Raw genomic sequence first — 18,581 nt, 5'->3', positions numbered from 1 at the left:
GGTCAGGCCGTCCGCACGCGGACGAGGACGCCGTGCGCCTCGAGCATCTCGAGGAAGGCGTGGACGTCGGCCGCGACGTCGGCGGGGGCGAGGCCGAACGCCTCCGCGACCTGGACCGTGACGTCCGTCGTCGACAGCGCCGCCGGCGGATCCGCGACCAGGTCGTCATCCGGGGTGCGGCCGCCCACGAGGACGTCCCAGATCACGTCGCCCGAGGCGCCCAACAGCAGCGGCTGACCGGCCTCGAGCGTCATGACGGCGGCCTGGCCGCCGACGATGCGGGCCCACGCGATGTCGGGGGCGAGCGCCCAGCCCTCGGTGGTCTCAACGGTCACGGCGCACCGCCTTCCTCCAGGCCCAACCGGCGAGTGCGCCGAGCCGGGCGCGCTGCTCGCGCCACAGGTCCGCACGGGTGACAGGCCGGCCCAGGCGCATCTGCAGATGGGGGCGGTTCACCGGGATCGTGCGGGCCACGAGGACGGCCCGCTCCCGCACCGTGGCGGCCGACCGCCACCGGGTGCGGAACAGTTCAAGACCGCTCTGGCTCTCGTGCAGCGCCGCGAAGAGGGCCAGCTGCCGGGTGTCGACGCCGTCGGCGGCCTCGCCCGTGGCGACGTGCCAGGCCGCGCCCGCGTCCAGCCGGTGGGCTTCCTCGCGCAGGGCGGCCCAGCTCTCGGCGGTGAGGGACTCCCGAATGTGCCGGACGTCGAGGCCACCGCGGAACGGGTCGCGGGCCGCGTGGACGATCACGACGAGCCGCTGGTGGCGCGGGCTCGGCACCGGAACGGGCCGGCCCGCGATCACGAGGTGGGCGTGCTCGCTCCACAGGGCGTCGAAGGCCGCCTCGGGGGACGCGCCGAGGCCGGGGAAGAGCCGATGCACGTCCACATACCCCAGCTGGTCGTGCCAGAGCGTGGCCGCGTGCTGGAAGATCGACCCTTCCGAGAAGTCAGCGACCGGTTCCCAGGCGTGGGCGTGCAGGAGCTCGATGACGGCGGTGGCATCGGCCGGATGGACCAGCAGGTCCACGTCCGAACTGCGGCGGTGCTCCGGGTAGACGCCGGGCTCCGTGGCGTAGCCCTTGACGTGCAGGCCGCGAATGCCGGCCCGGTCCAGCAGATGCGTGATGCGGGCGTGGGCGAGGCGGACGCGGACCTCGAGGTCCAGGGACGGCGGGGCGGCCGGTCGCTGTCCCGTCGCTCGTTCTCCCATGGCCGCGAGCTTAGTCGACCCAAAGGAGGCCCGGCGGTGACTGTGCCGGATGCCCGGTGCAAAGTTAAAAGGGGTTCAGGTGGATTCGTGGACTGACGGCGCGAGACCCGCACGCTCCCGGGTGCTCCGTGTTGACGTGCCATCCATGAACGCGTGGCAGGACTCGCGATGAGCTGCGCGACCTGTCTAGATCCACCTGCAGAGTTCCATTCTCATGTTCACCGAGCATGCCGTTCCCGGCGATCGTCCCCCTGCCGGAGGGCATCCCAGACCTGGACTGGTTGCGCTAATGGGCGCGGACCGCGGGCTTCATCGGTCTTGTTGACTGCATCGCCCGCGGTCGGCTCAGTCGCCGCTCGCTCTGGTGCGGACGCGGCGGTGGAAGGTGGCCCTGCTCGTCACCGCCGCGGTGTGCGTCTTCCTCACGGGCCCTGCACCTCCATGGCGGGCTTGGCGTGCGCCGTCCTGTGGCTCTGGTCGACGTCGCAGATGGGGGTGGCGTCGTGCTCGTCCTCGCCATCCTCGGCGCCTACGCATTCTTAGGCTGCGCCTGTCCGCCCCCCGGCTGCGCACCCCTGCGCGTGGCAGTGGAGGCGGCCCCGTCCCCGATCTCTGACGCCGGCCGGTCAGGCGCCCGTCGACTCCTCCTCCACGAGGTCCCCGTCGAGGGCCCGGGCGATCTCCCACGCCAGCAGCTCGACGATCGGCTGCGCGGTCTGCGCCATCGCGGCGTAGCCCTCGGCGGGGCCGCGGAACGGGTCCGGCAGATCCGCGTCCGGTCGCTCCCCGTGGGCGATCAGGCGGGAGCGCAGCTCCGCCAGGGCCGTCACGAGCGCGGTGACGCCGGCGCCCGGAGGGACCGCCGCGGCGAGCTCCTCGCCGTGGTCGCGCAGGAGGGTGCCCATGCCGAGGATCGTGAAGGTCCGGCGCACCGCCGCGGGGTCCTCGCGCAGCACCTCGTCCAGGTGGTCGTCCGTCGCGGTCAGGACGAGGTCCTGGTCGGCCAGCGAACGCCCGGTCAGCTGCTGCGGTCGATGCTGCGTCAACGCGGCGCGGACTCGGCGGCTCGGTGCGAGGTCGAGCAGCGGACCCGGGACGGTCAGCGCCTGGTTCGGTTCCGTGCCCGCGCTCGTGACCTCCGCGCGGCCCCGGTCACCGAGCAGGGCGTTGAGCTGCGCCTGCAGCGCGTACTCCACATAGGCGGAGCGGCAGATGTTGCCCGTGCACACGACGAGGACGCGGGCGCTCGGCAGGGGGCCGGGGACACGGCCGGCCGGCGTCGCACGCTGCCGCGGCGCGGCCGAGTCGGCCGGGTGGGGGAGGAACGCCGGGCCGAGCCGGAACTCGGCGAGGCGATCCTCCCGCGCCGTGGAGGCTGCCGGGGCGCCGGCGTCACCGCCGTCACCCGCCGGGTGGCCGCCGTCGCGGGTCGGCGCCTCGGGTTCCTCCGGCGTCGACGGCAGGAACGGATTGCGGATCGGGGGGCGATGATCCCGGCTCATGGTTGTGTCCTCTCCGAGGCGGTCGTGACGCGCGGCAGCGCGGACGTGACGGGGTGCGGGGGCTCCACGTGTCGCAGGCGGTGCACCGGGTGCCAGCGGCGGCGCGCCCCCGTGAACGGCTTGGACAGGGGGGTGGCGAGCAGGGCGAGGCCTGCCAGCCAGCTGAGGGCGAGCGCGAGGGCGAACTTGACGGCGTTGTCCTCCACGCCGTGGCGCGTGACCCACATCAGCACCCAGCCGTGCAGCAGCACCACCACCGTGCCCGTCCGGACCAGGGCGGTGATGACGCGGCGCAGGGCCTGCCCCGTCCCGGTGCGTCGGGCGAAGGAGCGCAGCAGCCCCTCCACCGTGGAACCGAACACGAGCACCATCCCCGCGGACATCAGGACGCCCACGGCGGGGGTGAGCACCGGCGTGCCGAAGCCGCCGAACTTGATGTTGGGCGGCTCCAGGCCCAGCCGGACCGCGCCCAGCCCGAGCAGCACCAGGCCGATGCCGATGAGCGTCCGATGGCGCCGCACGTGCGGCTGGACGCGGCGGCGGAACGTCTCGCCGCTGAGGACGAACAGCAGGCACGGCAGGGCCAGCCCGACGCCCAGAGGCGTGCGGGCGATCGCGGAGTCCGGCACGAGGTGGGCCCACGCCAGCCCGGCCAGGCCCACGGCCCAGGCGACGGCGGACGGGAAGCGCTCGAGGAATCGGCGCAGCACCGTGGTGAAGAACAGGACGGAGATGAACCAGAACGCCCACCACGGGGGCTCCTGGTCCGCGCCCCCGTACCAGCCGGTGATCATCAGGCGCCGCAGGAGGTCGGGGTCGTCGGCGAACCACGCGAACGCGGCCACGGACATGAGCGCCGCCCACACCAGGTACGGCACCATCAGGCTCCGGAAGCGGCCCCGCACGTCCGTGGCCCAGGGGCGGCCGCGCGTCCAGAAGTAGCCGGTGAGGAAGAAGAACAGCGGCATCCGCCAGATCTCCAGGTACCGGCTGAAGGTGAGGTCCGTCAGGTATGCGTGACCCAGCACCACCGCCGCGATGGAGACAAGCCGAAGGGCGTCCACCCCCGTGTTGCGGGTGGACGCCCTTCGGCGCGCGGCGGCCGGACGACCGGTGTCAGCGATCCTCGGCTCCGGGACGGCTCAGCGGTGCGCGGCGCCGGTCTCGACGGCGTGGGCGCCGGAGGCGGCGTGCTCGACGACGGGACGGGTGTGGATGGCGGTGGTGTCCACGGTGTCGCTGCGGCCCAGGAACGCCTTGGGGATCATGAAGGCCACAGTGGCCAGGGCCAGCGCGATCAGGCCGGGAACCCAGACCGACTCGAGCGACCAGAAGCCCATGGCGTAGAGGCAGCCGAGGAACGCGCCGAAGGCGACGATGAAGGCGATCAGGGAACCCCAGACGCCGCCCACGTTGGAGTGGTCGATGGCCTTGCCGTTGCGGATCACGTGATGCTCCTTCGGTGCGGTCCCGACCGGGGCGGACGCCCGGCCGAAGTGATGCGAGTCAGTCGGATCCCAGGATAGCAAGCGCGGAGCTGGCCCCGATCCGGGTGGCGCCGGCCTCGATCATCGCCAGGGCGTCCGCGCGGGTGCGCACCCCGCCGGAGGCCTTCACGCCGATGCGCTCGCCCACGGTGCGGCGCATCAGCGCGACGTGCTCGACGGTGGCGCCCGCGGTGGAGAAGCCCGTGGAGGTCTTCACGAAGTCCGCCCCGGCCTCGACCGCGGCCTCGCAGGCCAGGACGATCGCGTCGTCGTCCAGCAGGGCGGTCTCCACGATCACCTTGAGCAGCGCCCCGCCGTCGCCCGCGGGGCCGTCCGCGTGCGCGGCCTCGGCCACGGCGCGGACGTCCGAGACGAGCCGGGCGCGGTCCCCGGCACGGGCCGCGGCGACGTCGAGGACCATGTCCACCTCGTCCGCGCCGGCGTCGATCGCCTGCCGGGCCTCGAAGGCCTTGACCTCCGAGGCGTTGGCGCCGAGGGGGAAGCCGATCACGGTGCAGGTCAGCACGTCCGAGCCCGCGAGCTCGGCGGCCACCAGCGGCACCCACACGGGGTTGATGCACACGCTCTTGACCCCGGCCTCGCGGGACTCGGCCACGAGGCGGCGCACGTCCGCCTCCGAGGTGTCGGCCTTCAGGGCGGTCGCGTCGATGTACTTCGCCAGCTCGGCGGTGGTGAGGGAGACGGTCATGTCCGCCAGCCTACCGAGGCTCAGCCGCCCACGAGGGCCGTCACCTCGGCGCGCAGCGCCTCGAGCCGCTCGGCGGCCGCGGCCGGGTCGGCGTCCCGGGTGCCGAGGTAGCACTTGAGCTTCGGCTCGGTGCCGGAGGGGCGCACGAGCACGCGGGTGCCGGAGTCGGTGGCGAACAGCAGCGCGTCCGTGGGCGGCAGCCCGTCCTCGCCGGCGGCCAGGTCCCGGCGCACGGTGACCGGCTCGCCCGCGAGCGTGGCCGGCGCCTGCTGACGCAGGGCGGTCATGGTGCGGGGGATCAGGGACAGGTCCGCCACGCGGACCGAGACCTGGGCGCTGGGCATGGCGCCGGTGACCGCGTCGACGTCGGCCAGGGCGTCCATCAGGCCGCGTCCCTGCGCTGTGAGGGCGGCGGCCAGCTCCGCGGCCATGAGGGCGGCCGTGATGCCGTCCTTGTCCCGCACCATGTCCGGGTCCACGCAGTAGCCGAGGGCCTCCTCGTAGCCGAAGCCGAGGTCCGGGGCGCGGGAGATCCACTTGAAGCCGGTCAGCGTGACGTGGTGCCTCACCCCGTTCGCCTCCGCCAGGGCGGCCAGCTGCGGGGAGGAGACCACGGAGTTCGCGGCGCTGCGGCCGGCCGCGTGCAGGGCCGGCATCGCGTGCGCGCCCAGCAGCGTCCCGACGGCGTCGCCCGAGAGCATCCGCCACGTGCGGGCACCGTCCGCGTCGGTGACGGGCGCGGCCAGGGCCAGGCGGTCGGCGTCGGGGTCGTTGGCGATCACCAGGTCCGCGTCCACCTCGGCGGCCAGGGCGAGGGCGAGGTCCATCGCCCCCGGCTCCTCCGGGTTGGGGAACGCGACCGTGGGGAAGGCCGGGTCCGGGGCGGCCTGCTCGGCCACCACGTGGACGGGGCCGAAGCCGGCGTCCTCGAGCAGGCCCGGGACCACGGCGCCGCCCACCCCGTGCAGGGGCGTGTAGACCACGCGCAGGTCGCGGTGGCCGTGCCGGTCGTCGTCGAGCACGCCGAGGGCCGCCGCGCGGTAGGCCTCCAGCAGGTCCGGCCCGGCCACGGTCCAGCCGTCGTCGGCGAGCGGGATGTCTGCGGCCCACGCCGCGTGGTCGATGCGGGCGGCGATCTCCGCGTCCGCGGGGGAGACGATCTGCGCCCCGCGACCCGCCTCGTCCGTGAGCCGCCCGCCGAGGTAGACCTTGTAGCCGTTGTCCGCGGGCGGGTTGTGGCTGGCCGTGACCATCACGCCCGCGTCCGCGCTGAGATGGCGCACCGCGAAGGCGAGCACCGGCGTCGGCAGCGGGTCCGGCAGCAGGACGGTCTGCACGCCCGCGGCCGTCAGGACGGCGGCCGTGTCCGCGGCGAAGGCGGCCGAACCGCGCCGCGCGTCGTACCCGACGACGGCCAGCGGCGGGGCAGCGTCCCGTCCGACGCCGTCCCACAGGTGCGCGGCCAGACCCGCCGCGGTGCGGCGCACCACGAGCCGGTTCATGCGGGACTCGCCCGGGCCCTCCTCGGCGCGCAGGCCGGCGGTGCCGAAGACGAGCGGCCCGGCGAAGCGGGCGGCGAGCGCCGCCCGGGCGGCCGCGGCCTCCGGGCCGACGCCGGCGGCCGCGTCGAGCTCGGCGCGCAGGGTGTCCCGGTGCGCGGGATCGGGGTCCTCCGCCGCCCACCGCTCAGCCCGGGCGAGGACGTCCTCCGGGAGCGCGGCGACGTCGTCGTGCGAGGGATGCGCGGGCATCAGAGCCGCCCCACGATGTCCGCGAGCAGGCGCGCGATGCGCGGGCCGGCGGCCTGGCCGGCCTCGACGACCTCGGCGTGGGACAGCGGCGTCTCCGAGATGCCGGCGCCGAGGTTGGTCACCAGCGAGATGCCGAACACCTCCAGCCCGGCGTGGCGGGCCGCGATCGCGTCCAGCGCCGTGGACATGCCGACGAGGTCGCCGCCGAGGGTGCGCGCCATCCGCACCTCGGCGGGGGTCTCGTACTGCGGGCCGGCGAACTGGACGTACACGCCCTCACGCAGGGACGGGTCCACCTCACGGGCGATCGCGCGCAGCCGCGGGGAGTAGAGGTCGGTCAGGTCCACGAACGTGGCGCCGGCGAGCGGGGTGGCGCCGGTGAGGTTGATGTGGTCCGCGATCAGGACGGGGGTGCCCGGGGCGATCTCCGGGTCCAGGCCGCCGCAGCCGTTGGTCAGCACCACGGTGCGCGCCCCGGCGGCGGCGGCGGTGCGGACGGTGTGCGCCACGGCCTGGGCGTCGCGGGACTCGTAGAAGTGCGTGCGCGAGCCGAAGACAAGGGCGTGCGTGCCGTCCGGCAGTCGGACCGAGCGGATCACCGCGTTGTGGCCGGGCACCTTCGGGGCGTGGAAGCCGGGCACCTCGGCCAGCGGCACGGCGGCGACCTCGTCGCCGATCAGGCCGGCGGCCTCGCCCCAGCCGGAGCCGAGGACGACGGCGACGCGGTGCTCCGCCACGCCCGTCGCCCGGGCGATGGTGTCGGCGGCCGCGCGGGCCTCGGCGAAGCCCGGATGGTCGCCGGTCAAGGGGGAGTCGGGGGAGGGGATGCTGGTCTGGTCGGTCACGTCGTGGAGTCTAGGCGGTGTCCCGTGAGCGCGGGCTAGGACTTTCCCGTCCGCGGCGGACACAATGGAGCCCGTGACCGAGGAAAACAGCACCTTCATCCCGTCCCTGACCATCATCGGCGGCGGCCCCGGCGGCTACGAGGCCGCCATGGTGGCCGCGAAGCTGGGCGCCCGCGTGACCCTGGTCGAGCGCCAGGGGTTGGGCGGCGCGGCCGTCCTCACGGACGTGGTCCCCTCCAAGACGCTGATCGCCGCCGCCGACTCGATGCGCCGCGTGGGCGCCTCCGTGGACCTGGGCGTCGATCTCGGCGGGGCCGAGGTCCACGCGGACATGGGCCAGGTCGGCCGCCGCATCCTGAACCTGGCCCACGAGCAGTCCTCGGACATCCGCGCGGGCCTCGAGCGGGTCGGCGTCCGGGTGATCGACGGCGTGGGCCGCGTCGTCGGCCCCCACGAGGTGTCCGTCCGCGCCCTCGACGACGCCGACGCCGGCGCCGAGCCCGAGATCATCACCTCGGACGCGATCCTCGTGGCCGTCGGCGCGAGCCCCCGCGAGCTGCCCACCGCCGTCCCGGACGGCGAGCGGATCTTCAACTGGAAGCAGGTCTACAACCTCAAGGAGCTGCCCGAGCACCTGATCGTCGTCGGCTCCGGCGTCACCGGCGCCGAGTTCGCCTCGGCCTACAACCGCCTCGGCGCCAAGGTCACCCTCGTCTCCTCGCGCGACCGCGTGCTCCCCGGCGAGGACGCCGACGCCGCCGAACTGCTCGAGAAGGTCTTCGAGGGCAACGGCCTCAGGGTGATCGCCCGCTCCCGGGCCGAGTCCGTCGAGCGGACCGAGACCGGCGTGCGCGTGCACCTCTCCGGCGAGGGCGCCGAGGACACCCCGTCGATCGAGGGCTCCCACGCGCTGGTGGCCGTCGGCGGCGTGCCGAACACGGCGGGCCTCGGCCTCGACGACGTGGGCGTGAAGCTGACCGGCTCCGGCCACGTGCTCGTGGACGGCGTCTCCCGCACGTCCGTGCCGAGCATCTACGCGGCGGGCGACTGCACGGGCAAGCTCGCCCTCGCCTCGGTGGCGGCCATGCAGGGGCGCATCGCCGTCGCCCACCTGCTCGGCGACGCCCTCAAGCCGCTGCGCCCGCACCTGCTGGCCTCGAACATCTTCACCTCGCCGGAGATCGCCACCGTGGGCGTCACGCAGGCGCAGGTGGACTCCGGCCAGTACCAGGCGGACGTGCTGCGCCTGGACTTCCACACCAACCCCCGCGCCAAGATGTCCGGCGCGGAGGAGGGGTTCGTGAAGATCTTCGCGCGACAGGGCTCCGGCACCGTGATCGGCGGCGTGGTGGTCTCGCCGCGCGCGTCCGAGCTGATCTACGCGCTCGCGCTCGCGGTCACGCACAAGCTGCACGTGGACGACCTCGCGGACACCTTCACCGTGTACCCGTCCATGTCCGGGTCGATCGCGGAGGCGGCGCGCCGCCTGCACGTGCGCATCTGACCCAGAGACGACTTTCGGTCGTGAGATAGGGCCTATCTCACGACCGAAAGCGTCCATTCCCCCGATGTCACGTTCGAAAGTGGGGGCGGGGGCCCGGGCGGGGTCAGCGCGCGGCGCGGCGCTCGCGGGCCGAGGTGACGGTGTCGAGGTCCGTATGGCGGGTCTCGGGGGAGAGCGCCAGGGCGATCAGCGTGACCACCGAGGCCGCGGCCAGGTAGTAGCCCACGTAGGAGACGCCGAACTTCTGCACCAGCCAGGCGGCGATGAACGGGGTCAGCGCGGCGCCGAGGATCGAGGACACGTTGTAGGCGATGCCGGAGCCGGTGTAGCGCGTGTTCGTGGGGAAGAGCTCAGGCAGCACTGCGGACATGGGCCCGAAGGTCAGGCCCATGAGCGTCATGCCGGTGGCCAGGAACGTCAGCATCAGCGGCACGTTCAGCTCCGCACCCACGCCCATGTTCGCCGGCGCGAGCCACAGGCCGAACGAGAGGCCGAACACCACCATGAGCACCGAGATCACGATCAGGGTGGGGCGGCGGCCGAAGCGGTCCGCCAGCAGGCCGGAGACCGGCACGAACGCCGCGAAGAACAGGATGCCGACCAGCTGCAGCACGAGGAACTCGGCGTAGGGGACACCCAGGAAGCCGTTGGCCGGCTTGCCGATCGCGTAGGAGAGGATCCACGTGGTCATCAGGTAGAAGAGCACGTAGGTGGCGTACATGACGAAGGTGCCCAGGATCAGCTCCCACCAGTTGCGGCGGAACACCTCGCCCAGCGGCGCCTTCACACGCTGGTCGCGGTCGAGGGCGCGCTGGAAGACCGGGGTCTCCTCGAGCTTGACGCGGACGTAGAGGCCCACGGCCACCATCACGATCGAGAGCAGGAACGGCACGCGCCACACCCACGTGAGGAACGGGCCGTCGAGCACCGGGCTCGTGGAGTCGTGGCCGAAGCCGACCACCAGCGCGAGGAACAGGCCGTTGGCCAGCAGGAAGCCGATCGGCGCGCCGAGCTGCGGCCACATGGCCGCCTGCGCGCGCTTGCCGTCCTTGGCGTACTCGGTGGCCAGCAGGGCGGCGCCGGACCACTCGCCGCCGAGCCCCAGGCCCTGGAAGAAGCGCAGCAGCGTCAGCATGGCCGGCGCCCACAGGCCGATCTGGAAGTACGTGGGCAGCAGGCCGATGAGGAACGTCGCGATGCCCATGGTCAGCAGCGAGCCGATGAGCGTGGTCTTGCGGCCCACGCGATCGCCCAGGTGGCCGAAGACGACAGCGCCCAGCGGCCGGGCGACGAACGCCGCGCCGAAGGTGGCCATGGAGGCCAGCAGGGCCGTGTTGTCGTCGCCGCCCGCGAAGAAGATCAGCGGGAAGACCGAGACGGCGGCCGTGGCATAGATGTAGAAGTCGTAGAACTCGATCGAGGTGCCCACGAGGGAGGCGATGATGACCCGCGAGCGGGGCACCTCCTCCGCGGTGGCGACCGCGTCCGACGTGAGATCGGTGGGGGCGCCCGGGTTCGCGGGCGGGGTGGAGTGGGACATGGTGTCTCCCTGGTATGACGGGCACAGGGGGTCGCGAGCGACCACGATGTGAGACGAAGATGCGTGCCAGGTTAAGCCTCGTCGCGCCGATCTGCGAGAGTCATGTCCCCGTCGTCCACCATGTGGAACCAGCCCACGACGCCGGCGCTCCCCGCCGTCGTCGCCGGCGGCTCACTCCGCGTCGGCGATGGTGGCGATCACCGTGCCGGCCGTGACCGTCTGGCCCGGCTCGACCTCGAGCCCGCTGACGACGCCCGCGCGGTGGGCCGTGAGCGGCTGCTCCATCTTCATGGCCTCCACGACCACGATCAGGTCGCCCTCGGCCACGGTCTGGCCGTTCTCGGCGGCGACCTTCACCACGGTGCCCTGCATCGGGGCGGTCAGCGCGTCCGTGCTGACGGCCGCGGCCACCGGCGCGCCGCGCTTGCCGCGGGGCCGGCGTCGTCCCGCACCGGCCCGCTGGGCGGCGCCGGAGATCGTGTGCAGGGCCTCGCCCCACGTGGGCAGGGTGACGTCCACGCGCTTGCCGTTGACCTCCACGGTCACGGTGTGGCGCGCCTCGCGGGGGGCCGGCTCGGCCGGGGTGAGGGCGCTCGGCTCGATGCGGTTCGCGAACTCCGTCTCGATCCACCGGGTGTGCACCGAGAACGGCTCCTCCGAGCCGGCGATCTCGGGGGCGAAGGCGGGGTCGCGCACCACGGCGCGGTGGAAGGGCAGCACCGAGGGCATGCCGACGATCTCGGCCTCGCGCAGGGCGCGGGCGGCGCGCTGCAGGGCCTGACGGCGGTCCGCGCCGGTGACGATCAGCTTGGCGACCATGGAGTCGAAGGCCCCGGAGACGGCCTCGCCCTCCACCACGCCGGAGTCCACGCGCACGCCCGGGCCGCTGGGCATGCGGAACGTGGTGAGCCGGCCGGGGGCGGGCAGGAAGTTGCGGCCCGGGTCCTCGCCGTTGAGGCGGAACTCGATCGAGTGGCCGCGGGGCTGCGGGTCCGTGTAGCCGAGGGCCTCGCCACGGGCCAGGCGGAACTGCTCGCGCACGAGGTCGATGCCGGTGATCTCCTCGGAGACCGGGTGCTCCACCTGCAGGCGCGTGTTCACCTCGAGGAAGGAGATGGTGCCGTCCTGGCCCACGAGGAACTCGCACGTGCCCGCGCCGACGTAGCCGGCCTCCTGCAGGATCGCCTTGGAGGACTCCACGAGGCGGGCGTTCTGCTCGTCCGTGAGGAACGGCGCCGGGGCCTCCTCCACGAGCTTCTGGTTGCGGCGCTGCAGCGAGCAGTCGCGGGTGGAGATCACGACGACGTCGCCGTGCACGTCCGCCAGGCACTGCGTCTCCACGTGGCGCGGCTTGTCCAGGAACCGCTCCACGAAGCACTCGCCCCGGCCGAACGCGGCCACGGCCTCACGGACCGCGGACTCGTAGAACTCGGGGATCTCCTCGCGCGTGCGGGCCACCTTGATGCCGCGGCCGCCGCCGCCGTAGGCCGCCTTGATGGCCACCGGCAGGCCGAACTCGTCCGCGAACGCGACGACCTCCTCCGTGCCGGTCACGGGGGAGGTGGTGCCCGGCGCCAGCGGGGCGCCGACCTTGGTGGCCAGCTGGCGGGCCGAGACCTTGTCGCCCAGCCGGTCGATCGCCTCGGCGGGCGGGCCGATCCACACGAGGCCGGCGTCGGCCACGGCGCGCGCGAAGTCCGCGTTCTCGGAGAGGAAGCCGTAGCCGGGGTGCACGGCGTCCGCGCCCGCGCGCTCGGCGGCGTCGAGGATCTTGCCGATCACCAGATAGGAGTCGGCGGCGGTCTCCCCGCCGAGGGCCACGGCCTCGTCCGCGAGCGTCACGTGCAGGGCGTCCCGGTCCGGCTCGGCGTAGACGGCCACGGAGGTCAGCCCCTCGTCCTGGCAGGCCCGGATGATACGCACGGCGATCTCGCCGCGGTTGGCGATCAGCACCCGGGAGAACCGGCGCTCCGCCGCGGGGTCGACGGGCGGGACGACCGAGGCCTGCGGTGCGTCGGCGATGCTCATGGGCGATGGACTCCTCGGACGATCACGGCTGGGGGTGCGGGCGCCCCGTCCGGGGTCGTGCCCCTCACCCGGTGGGGCGAAAGGCGCGGGACGGCGCCGACTCTGACCAGCACCCTACTCGTTGTGGCGGAACCCTCCGAGGCACGCGGCCCTGTCGCGCCGGATCAGCGCTGCGCGTTGGAGGGTTCCCACAACCGGGTGAAGTCCTGGCCCAGGGCCGCCGCGGCCCGCCGCAGCCACGCCACGGACAGCCCGATCACCGCGTTGGGGTCCCCGTCCACGCCGTCCACGAGGGCCGCGCCCGCGCCGTCCACCGTGAACGCGCCCGCGCAGTGCAGCGGCTCGCCCGTGGCCACGTAGGCCTGGATCTCGGCCTCGGTGACGGCGCCGAAGCGCACGACGGCGGACACCACGCCCGCCTCCGCGGCCATCCCGGACCCGACCCCGGGCCCCGGCAGCACCAGGCCCAGCCAGTGGCCCGAATGCAGCACGCCCTCCCGGCCGGCCTGGGCGCGCCAGCGCTCGACGGCGACCTCGGGCTCGTAGGGCTTGCCGTGGGCGCGGCCCTCGAACTCGAACACGGAGTCGCAGCCGAGCACGAGCGTGGGGGCCTCGACGCCCGCGGCCGCCACCCGGGCGGCCACGTCGCGGCCCTTGGCCTCCGCCAGCAGGCCCGCCAGCTCCGCCGGCGACGGGTCGCCCGCCGCCGCGCCCACGGCCGCCTCGTCCACCCCCGAGACGACGACGCGGAACGGCACCCGCGCCCGGGTCAGGACCTCCGCTCGGCCGGGGGAGGCCGAGCCGAGCACCAGCCGCAGGCCCGTGCCGGGGCCGGCCGCGCCGTCGTCGTGCGGGATCACGCGAGCGCCTCCCGCAGGGTGTCCAGGCCCATGCCGCCCAGGCGCAGGGCCCGGGTGTGGAAGGCCTTGAGGTCGAAGTCGGCGCCCTCGGCCTGCTCGTGCTCGGCGCGGATCTGCTCCCAGATGCGCTGGCCCACCTTGTACGCCGGCGCCTGCCCCGGCCAGCCGAGGTAGCGCGTGAACTCGAAGCGGCGCTGGCCCTCGGAGATCCTCAGGTGCTTGGCCAGGAACGCGTAGCCCTTCTCCGGGGTCCACGCGCCGCCGCCCTCGGACTCGGGGGCGTCGAAGCCGCAGTGGTAGCCGATGTCGAACACCACGCGGGCCGCGCGCATGCGCTGCATGTCCAGCATGCCGAGGTGGTCGCCCGGGTCGTCGAGGAAGCCGAGCTCCTCCATGAGCTTCTCCGCGTACAGCGCCCAGCCCTCGCCGTGGCCGGACGTCCAGCAGAAGCTGCGGCGCCACAGGTTGAGGTTCGCCCGGTTCATCATGGCGGTGGCGATCTGCAGGTGATGGCCCGGCACGCCCTCGTGGTAGACCGTGGTGGTCTCCGCCCACGTGGTGAACTCGTCCTCGCCCGGGGGCACGGACCACCACATGCGGCCGGGCCGGGAGAAGTCGTCCGAGGGGCCGGTGTAGTAGATGCCGCCCTCCTGGGTGGGGGCGATCATGCACTCGAGCCGGTCCATCGGGGCCGGGATCTCGAAGTGCTCCTTCATGGCCTCGACCGCGTCGTCGGAGAGCCGCTGCATCCACGTGCGCAGGGCCTCGGTGCCCTTCAGGGTGCGCTCCGGGTCCGCGTCCAGGATCGCGCGCGCCTCCTCGATCGTGGCGCCCGGCCGGATGCGCTCGGCGTCCGCCTGCTGCGCCGCGATGATGCGGGCCAGCTCCTCCTGGCCCCACCGGTAGGTCTCCTCGAGGTCGATCTCGGCACCGAGGAAGACGCGGGAGGCCAGCCGGTAGTACTCGATCCCGACGCCGTCCGCCTCCGGGGCGTGCGGGCGCAGCTCGGCCTCGAGTGTGTCCGCGAAGTCGCGGTAGGCCTGCGCGGCGGTGTCCGCGCCGGAGCGGATGCGGGCGGCCAGGGCGTCGTCCACGACGTCGGCTGCCTCGGCCCGCTCGGCCAGGCCCGGGAAGAACCCGCCCGCGGCGCCGTGGGCGCGGGCCTGCTCCACCACGATGTCCACCTGGCGCACCGCGGCCACGTGGCCGGCGTCGCGGGAGGCGAGCAGAGACTCCGTGTAGCCGCGCAGGGCGGCCGGCAGGTTCTCGAGGCGGCCGGCGATGTGGCCCCACTGCTCCGCGGTGTCCGTGGGCATGAGGTCGAAGACCGCGCGGATGCTCTGGGCGGGGGAGGCGATGTTGTTCAGCTCGGTGCGGCCGGTCGCGTGGATCTCCCGCTCGAGGCCGATGCGCTCCTGCATGGCCGCCTTCGTGACGCGGTCCGTCTCGTCCTGCGGCTCGAGCGCGGCCAAGTCCTCGAGCAGGCGGGCGTTGAGCTCGTCGTCGGCGCGGGCGCCGGCGGGGGAGAAGTCCGTGTACTCGGTCTCCCGGCCGGGGAAGCCGAGCTCGGTGGCGGTGTCCGGATGCAGGGCGAGGAGGTCGGTCACGTAGCGCTCGGCGAGCGCGTCGATGGCGGACGGGGTGCGGGCGCCGTCGGCGGCGGCCTCGGAGGTGTGCTGGGTCATACCGGCACTCTAGGCGCTGGCGCCCGCCTCCCGGCTCACTGCGGGCCCGCGCCCTGACGCCACTGGCCGCGGCCGGGCCGGGCCCACAGGCCCAGGTCGCCGCGACGGCGGAGCGTGCGGTCCAGGGGGCGGGGGTCGGCGGCCACGGCGGCGAGCCGGGCGGCTTCGGCCCGGGCCGCGGCGGCCGCCTCGAGGACGGCGGCCAGCGCGGCCATCTCCTCCGGCTCCAACTCCGGGCCGCTGAGCTGCAGCGGGTCGGCCGGCGCCGGCGTGGCCTGCGTGGACTCGTCGTTCTCGTCCGGGGTGCCCGGGCCCAGCAGGGCGCTCACAGCGGCATGTTCCCGTGCTTCTTGGCGGGGCGGGCCTCGCGCTTGTGCAGGGTGGCGCGCAGGGCGCGGATGAGCTGGCCGCGGGTGGCGTGCGGGGGCACCACGGCGTCCACGTAGCCCAGCTCGGCGGCCTGGTACGGGTTGAGCAGCTCGGCCTCGTAGTCGGCCACGATCTCGGCCCGGCGCGCATCGACGTCGCCGCCCGCCTCCGCCGTCGCCTTCAGGTCGCGCCGGTACAGGATGTTCACGGCGCCCTGGGCGCCCATCACGCCGATCTGCGCGCTCGGCCAGGCCAGGTTCAGGTCCGCGCCGAGCTTCTTGGAGCCCATCACGATGTATGCGCCGCCGAAGGCCTTGCGCGTGATCACGGTCAGCTTCGGCACGGTGGCCTCGGCGTAGGCGTAGATCAGCTTGGCGCCGCGGCGGATGATGCCGTTGAACTCCTGGTCCGTGCCGGGCAGGAACCCGGGCACGTCCACGAGGGTGATGATCGGGATGTTGAACGCGTCGCAGAAGCGCACGAACCGCGCGGCCTTCTCCGAGGCGGCGATGTCCAGGGTGCCGGCGAACTGCAGCGGCTGGTTCGCGACGACGCCCACGCTCATGCCGTCCAGGCGGGCCAGGCCGGTGATCACGTTGGGCGCGTACATCTCCTGCAGCTGCAGCAGGTGGCCCTCATCCACGATCGAGGCGATGACCTCGAGCATGTCGTAGGGCTGGTGGGCGGAGTCCGGGACGATCTCGTCCAGCGCCTCGTCCTCCGCCGTGAGCTCGAGGGAGGCCGGCTCGAACGCGGGGGCCTCGGCCAGGTTGTTCGAGGGCAGGAACTCCAGCAGGTCCTGCACATACGCGATCGCGTCCTCCTCCGAGGAGGCCATGTAGTGGGCCGTGCCGGAGGTGGCGTTGTGCGAGCGGGCGCCGCCGAGGGTCTCCATGTCCACGTCCTCGCCCGTGACGGTCTTGATCACGTCCGGGCCGGTGATGAACATGTGCGAGGTCTGGTCCACCATCACCACGACGTCCGTCAGCGCCGGCGAATAGGCCGCGCCGCCGGCGGAGGGGCCCATGATCAGCGAGATCTGCGGGATCATGCCCGAGGCCAGGACGTTGTTCCGGAAGATGTCCGCGAACTGAGCGAGGGAGGCCACGCCCTCCTGGATGCGCGCGCCACCGCCGTCGAGGATGCCGATCACGGGGCAGCCGTTGCGCGCGGCGAACTCCTGGACCTTCACGATCTTCTGCCCGTTGCGCTCGGACAGCGAGCCGCCGAACACCGTGAAGTCCTGGGAGTAGACGGCCACCTGGCGCCCGTCCACGGTGCCGAAGCCGGACACCAGGCCGTCGCCGGCCGGGTGCTTGGCGTCCATGCCGAACGCGGTGGTGCGGTGCACGGCCAGCGCGTCCAGCTCCACGAAGGAGCCCTCGTCCAGGAGGAGGTCGATCCGCTCGCGCGCGGTGTGCTTGCCGCGAGCGTGCTGGCGCTCGACGGCGTCCGGGCCGCCGGGCGCGGCCGTCGCCTCGAGCCGCCGATGCAGGTCGGCCAGCCGGCCGGCCGTGGTGGTCAGATCGGGATCGGTCACACGTCCTCCTTGTGGTGGTCCGCCAGATGCGGAGGCTCAGTCGGCCAGTGTACGGGCCGCCGCGGACGCCCTCGGTTGGAGGAAGCCCACAAACGGCGGGGACGTCGGCCCGGGCCGCCCCTCCGCGCGCCCCGGGAGCGGATCGGCCCGCCCAGCCCGCCCCCGGGAACGCCGTGTATATCTAGGGGCATGCACCCCGACGACGCCCCCACACCGGATCTGACCTGGCTGGACTCCGCCGGCTCCACGCAGGATGAGCTCCTCGCACGGCTGGACCGCGAGGGACACCGGCACGGTGCGGCCGTGGCCACCGCGGACCAGCGGGCCGGCCGGGGACGGCACTCCCGGGTGTGGAGCGCCGCGCCGGGGGCGGCGCTCGCCCTGTCCGTGTACCTGCGTCCCGAGTCCGGCGGGGTGCCGGTCTCTCCGGCCCATCTGAGCTGGCTCTCGCTCGTCGCCTCCGCCACGGTCGCCGAGCGCCTCGCGGCCCGGGGCGTCCCGACGCACGTGAAGTGGCCGAACGACGTGCTCGCCACCGACGGGCGCAAGCTGTGCGGCGTGCTGGCCACGGTGGCGCTGTCCTCGGACGGCAAGGGGCCCGGCGTCGTCGTCGGGATGGGCGTGAACCTGGACCACCGCGGGGCCGCCCCGGTGGACACCGCCACGGACCTGGCGGAGTGGATCGGCGCGGACGCCGTGCCCGCCCCCCGGGACCTCGCGGTCGAGCTGCGCGACGCCGTCGTGGCGGCCGTGGACCGCTTCGCGGCGGGCGTGGCGGGGCAGACGACGGCCGTCGACGGGCGTCACCCGGCCGTGGCGGCCGTGGCGGACCGGCTCTCCACGCTGGGCCGCGCGGTGCGCGCCGAGCTGCCCGGCGGCGGCGTGCTGGAGGGCACGGCCGTGGGCCTCGGCCCCGGTGGCACCCTGCGCGTGAGGCACGTCACACCGGATCGTGGCACAATCGAGACCGAGGTCAGTGCGGGGGACGTGGCCCACCTGCGCGGAGACGTCCATCGCGGCGCATGACACACCCGTCCCGGTCAGGAGGTGACCGCCGTGCGACTCGAGCCCGGTGAGCAGGTGATGGTCCGCACCCGCACCCACCCGCGCGCGCTGCTGCGCCCGGCCGCGGTCCTCGTGGCCGTCGCGTTCCTGCTCGGCCTGGCCGTCGGCGTGCTCGCACGCCCCGACCTGCCCGGGATCGTCGCCGCGAACCGCGCCGTGCTCGAGGCGGCCGCGTGGGTGGTCGCGGCGCTCGTCCTGCTCCCCGGCACCGTCCGCCCGCTGTGGCGCTGGGTCTTCCGGCGCACCGTGCTCACCGACCGCCGCATCCTCCAGGGCGCCGGCGTCGGCGACTCCGGTGCCGCCATGCCGCTCGTGTCCATCGCCGACGTGCAGCGGCGCCGCCGCGGCTCGGGTGCCGGAGACCTGCACATCCTCTTCCAGGAGCCCGCCCGCCAGGTCCACTGGCGGCTGCGCGACGTCCCCGAGGCCGCGCGGTTCGAGGAGGCCCTGGCCCACCTCACCCGCCAGGCCCGCACCCCAACCT

The 18,581-nt window shown here is 74.1% G+C and carries 17 protein-coding genes; 3 read left to right on the top strand and 14 right to left on the bottom strand.

The features are described 5' to 3' along the window. Positions 1-2: 2 nt before the first annotated feature. The 8 genes from J1M40_RS01700 to J1M40_RS01665 form a co-directional block, all read right to left on the bottom strand. Positions 3-335, bottom strand: coding sequence for a PqqD family protein (locus J1M40_RS01700; protein ID WP_135019294.1), 333 nt, complete (start codon positions 333-335; stop codon positions 3-5). After that, positions 325-1,212 (bottom strand): nucleotidyltransferase family protein, encoded by an 888-nt coding sequence (locus J1M40_RS01695; protein WP_170079805.1) that lies wholly within the window; start codon positions 1,210-1,212, stop codon positions 325-327. Before J1M40_RS01695 ends, J1M40_RS01700 begins: the two co-directional genes overlap by 11 nt. A 626-nt stretch (positions 1,213-1,838) precedes the next feature. Next, positions 1,839-2,714, bottom strand: coding sequence for a low molecular weight phosphatase family protein (locus J1M40_RS01690; RefSeq protein WP_136940093.1), 876 nt, complete (start codon positions 2,712-2,714; stop codon positions 1,839-1,841). Continuing rightward, positions 2,711-3,778 (bottom strand): acyltransferase family protein, encoded by a 1,068-nt coding sequence (locus J1M40_RS01685; protein WP_100058871.1) that lies wholly within the window; start codon positions 3,776-3,778, stop codon positions 2,711-2,713. The genes J1M40_RS01690 and J1M40_RS01685 overlap by 4 nt, the downstream gene beginning before the upstream one ends. Positions 3,779-3,856: 78 nt before the next feature. Then, positions 3,857-4,162 carry a hypothetical protein gene (locus J1M40_RS01680; protein ID WP_119217470.1) on the bottom strand — a complete coding sequence of 102 codons (306 nt, stop codon included), beginning with the start codon at positions 4,160-4,162 and terminating at the stop codon, positions 3,857-3,859. A gap of 58 nt (positions 4,163-4,220) precedes the next feature. Next, entirely contained in the window at positions 4,221-4,910 is a 690-nt protein-coding gene (deoC, locus tag J1M40_RS01675; RefSeq protein ID WP_041103884.1) for a deoxyribose-phosphate aldolase, read from the bottom strand. A gap of 20 nt (positions 4,911-4,930) precedes the next feature. Further along, positions 4,931-6,661: a phospho-sugar mutase gene (locus J1M40_RS01670; RefSeq protein WP_136940094.1), complete on the bottom strand. Its 1,731-nt coding sequence runs from the start codon at positions 6,659-6,661 to the stop codon at positions 4,931-4,933. After that, positions 6,661-7,506 (bottom strand): purine-nucleoside phosphorylase, encoded by an 846-nt coding sequence (locus J1M40_RS01665; protein WP_002854392.1) that lies wholly within the window; start codon positions 7,504-7,506, stop codon positions 6,661-6,663. Before J1M40_RS01665 ends, J1M40_RS01670 begins: the two co-directional genes overlap by 1 nt. 64 nt (positions 7,507-7,570) lie before the next feature. Here J1M40_RS01665 and J1M40_RS01660 point away from each other — a divergent pair, with 64 nt between their 5' ends. After that, complete coding sequence (locus tag J1M40_RS01660; protein ID WP_170720692.1) at positions 7,571-9,010, top strand: NAD(P)H-quinone dehydrogenase; 1,440 nt, start codon at positions 7,571-7,573, stop codon at positions 9,008-9,010. A gap of 103 nt (positions 9,011-9,113) precedes the next feature. Here J1M40_RS01660 and J1M40_RS01655 read toward each other — a convergent pair whose 3' ends face one another. From J1M40_RS01655 to J1M40_RS01630, 6 genes are all read right to left on the bottom strand, one after another. Next, positions 9,114-10,550: an MFS transporter gene (locus tag J1M40_RS01655; protein WP_144919182.1), complete on the bottom strand. Its 1,437-nt coding sequence runs from the start codon at positions 10,548-10,550 to the stop codon at positions 9,114-9,116. Positions 10,551-10,721: 171 nt separating this feature from the next. Further along, positions 10,722-12,578 (bottom strand): biotin carboxylase N-terminal domain-containing protein, encoded by a 1,857-nt coding sequence (locus tag J1M40_RS01650; protein WP_063188783.1) that lies wholly within the window; start codon positions 12,576-12,578, stop codon positions 10,722-10,724. Positions 12,579-12,742: 164 nt separating this feature from the next. Next, the gene (locus J1M40_RS01645; RefSeq protein WP_063188781.1) at positions 12,743-13,438 is read right to left on the bottom strand and encodes a nucleoside triphosphate pyrophosphatase; all 696 of its coding nucleotides are present in this window, start codon (positions 13,436-13,438) and stop codon (positions 12,743-12,745) included. Next, positions 13,435-15,123, bottom strand: coding sequence for a DUF885 domain-containing protein (locus J1M40_RS01640; protein WP_063188779.1), 1,689 nt, complete (start codon positions 15,121-15,123; stop codon positions 13,435-13,437). Before J1M40_RS01640 ends, J1M40_RS01645 begins: the two co-directional genes overlap by 4 nt. 35 nt (positions 15,124-15,158) lie before the next feature. Further along, positions 15,159-15,452, bottom strand: a complete 294-nt coding sequence (locus J1M40_RS01635) for a hypothetical protein (RefSeq protein ID WP_176726090.1) — start codon at positions 15,450-15,452, stop codon at positions 15,159-15,161. Next, positions 15,449-17,032 (bottom strand): acyl-CoA carboxylase subunit beta, encoded by a 1,584-nt coding sequence (locus tag J1M40_RS01630; RefSeq protein WP_069941774.1) that lies wholly within the window; start codon positions 17,030-17,032, stop codon positions 15,449-15,451. The genes J1M40_RS01635 and J1M40_RS01630 overlap by 4 nt, the downstream gene beginning before the upstream one ends. A gap of 189 nt (positions 17,033-17,221) precedes the next feature. Between J1M40_RS01630 and J1M40_RS01625 the strand changes: the two genes are divergently transcribed. Then, positions 17,222-18,058, top strand: a complete 837-nt coding sequence (locus J1M40_RS01625; RefSeq protein WP_069941775.1) for a biotin--[acetyl-CoA-carboxylase] ligase — start codon at positions 17,222-17,224, stop codon at positions 18,056-18,058. 30 nt (positions 18,059-18,088) lie between these two features. After that, positions 18,089-18,581, top strand: a 493-nt coding sequence (locus tag J1M40_RS01620) for a PH domain-containing protein (protein WP_206450399.1), incomplete at its 3' end; no start/stop codon positions are given.

Source organism: Micrococcus sp. KRD026, from assembly GCF_017168445.1.
Lineage (GTDB): Bacteria > Actinomycetota > Actinomycetes > Actinomycetales > Micrococcaceae > Micrococcus > Micrococcus luteus.
The sequence above is the reverse complement of the archived record's forward strand: the minus strand, read 5'-3'. Positions and strand labels throughout refer to the sequence as shown.

Coding starts and splice junctions, on each gene's coding strand:
- J1M40_RS01695 (WP_170079805.1), bottom strand. CDS start 1,212: ATGGGAGAACGAGCGACGGGACAGCGACCGGCCGCCCCGCCGTCCCTG.
- J1M40_RS01690 (WP_136940093.1), bottom strand. CDS start 2,714: ATGAGCCGGGATCATCGCCCCCCGATCCGCAATCCGTTCCTGCCGTCG.
- deoC (WP_041103884.1), bottom strand. CDS start 4,910: ATGACCGTCTCCCTCACCACCGCCGAGCTGGCGAAGTACATCGACGCG.
- J1M40_RS01670 (WP_136940094.1), bottom strand. CDS start 6,661: ATGCCCGCGCATCCCTCGCACGACGACGTCGCCGCGCTCCCGGAGGAC.
- J1M40_RS01660 (WP_170720692.1), top strand. CDS start 7,571: ATGGAGCCCGTGACCGAGGAAAACAGCACCTTCATCCCGTCCCTGACC.
- J1M40_RS01655 (WP_144919182.1), bottom strand. CDS start 10,550: ATGTCCCACTCCACCCCGCCCGCGAACCCGGGCGCCCCCACCGATCTC.
- J1M40_RS01650 (WP_063188783.1), bottom strand. CDS start 12,578: ATGAGCATCGCCGACGCACCGCAGGCCTCGGTCGTCCCGCCCGTCGAC.
- J1M40_RS01640 (WP_063188779.1), bottom strand. CDS start 15,123: ATGACCCAGCACACCTCCGAGGCCGCCGCCGACGGCGCCCGCACCCCG.
- J1M40_RS01625 (WP_069941775.1), top strand. CDS start 17,222: ATGCACCCCGACGACGCCCCCACACCGGATCTGACCTGGCTGGACTCC.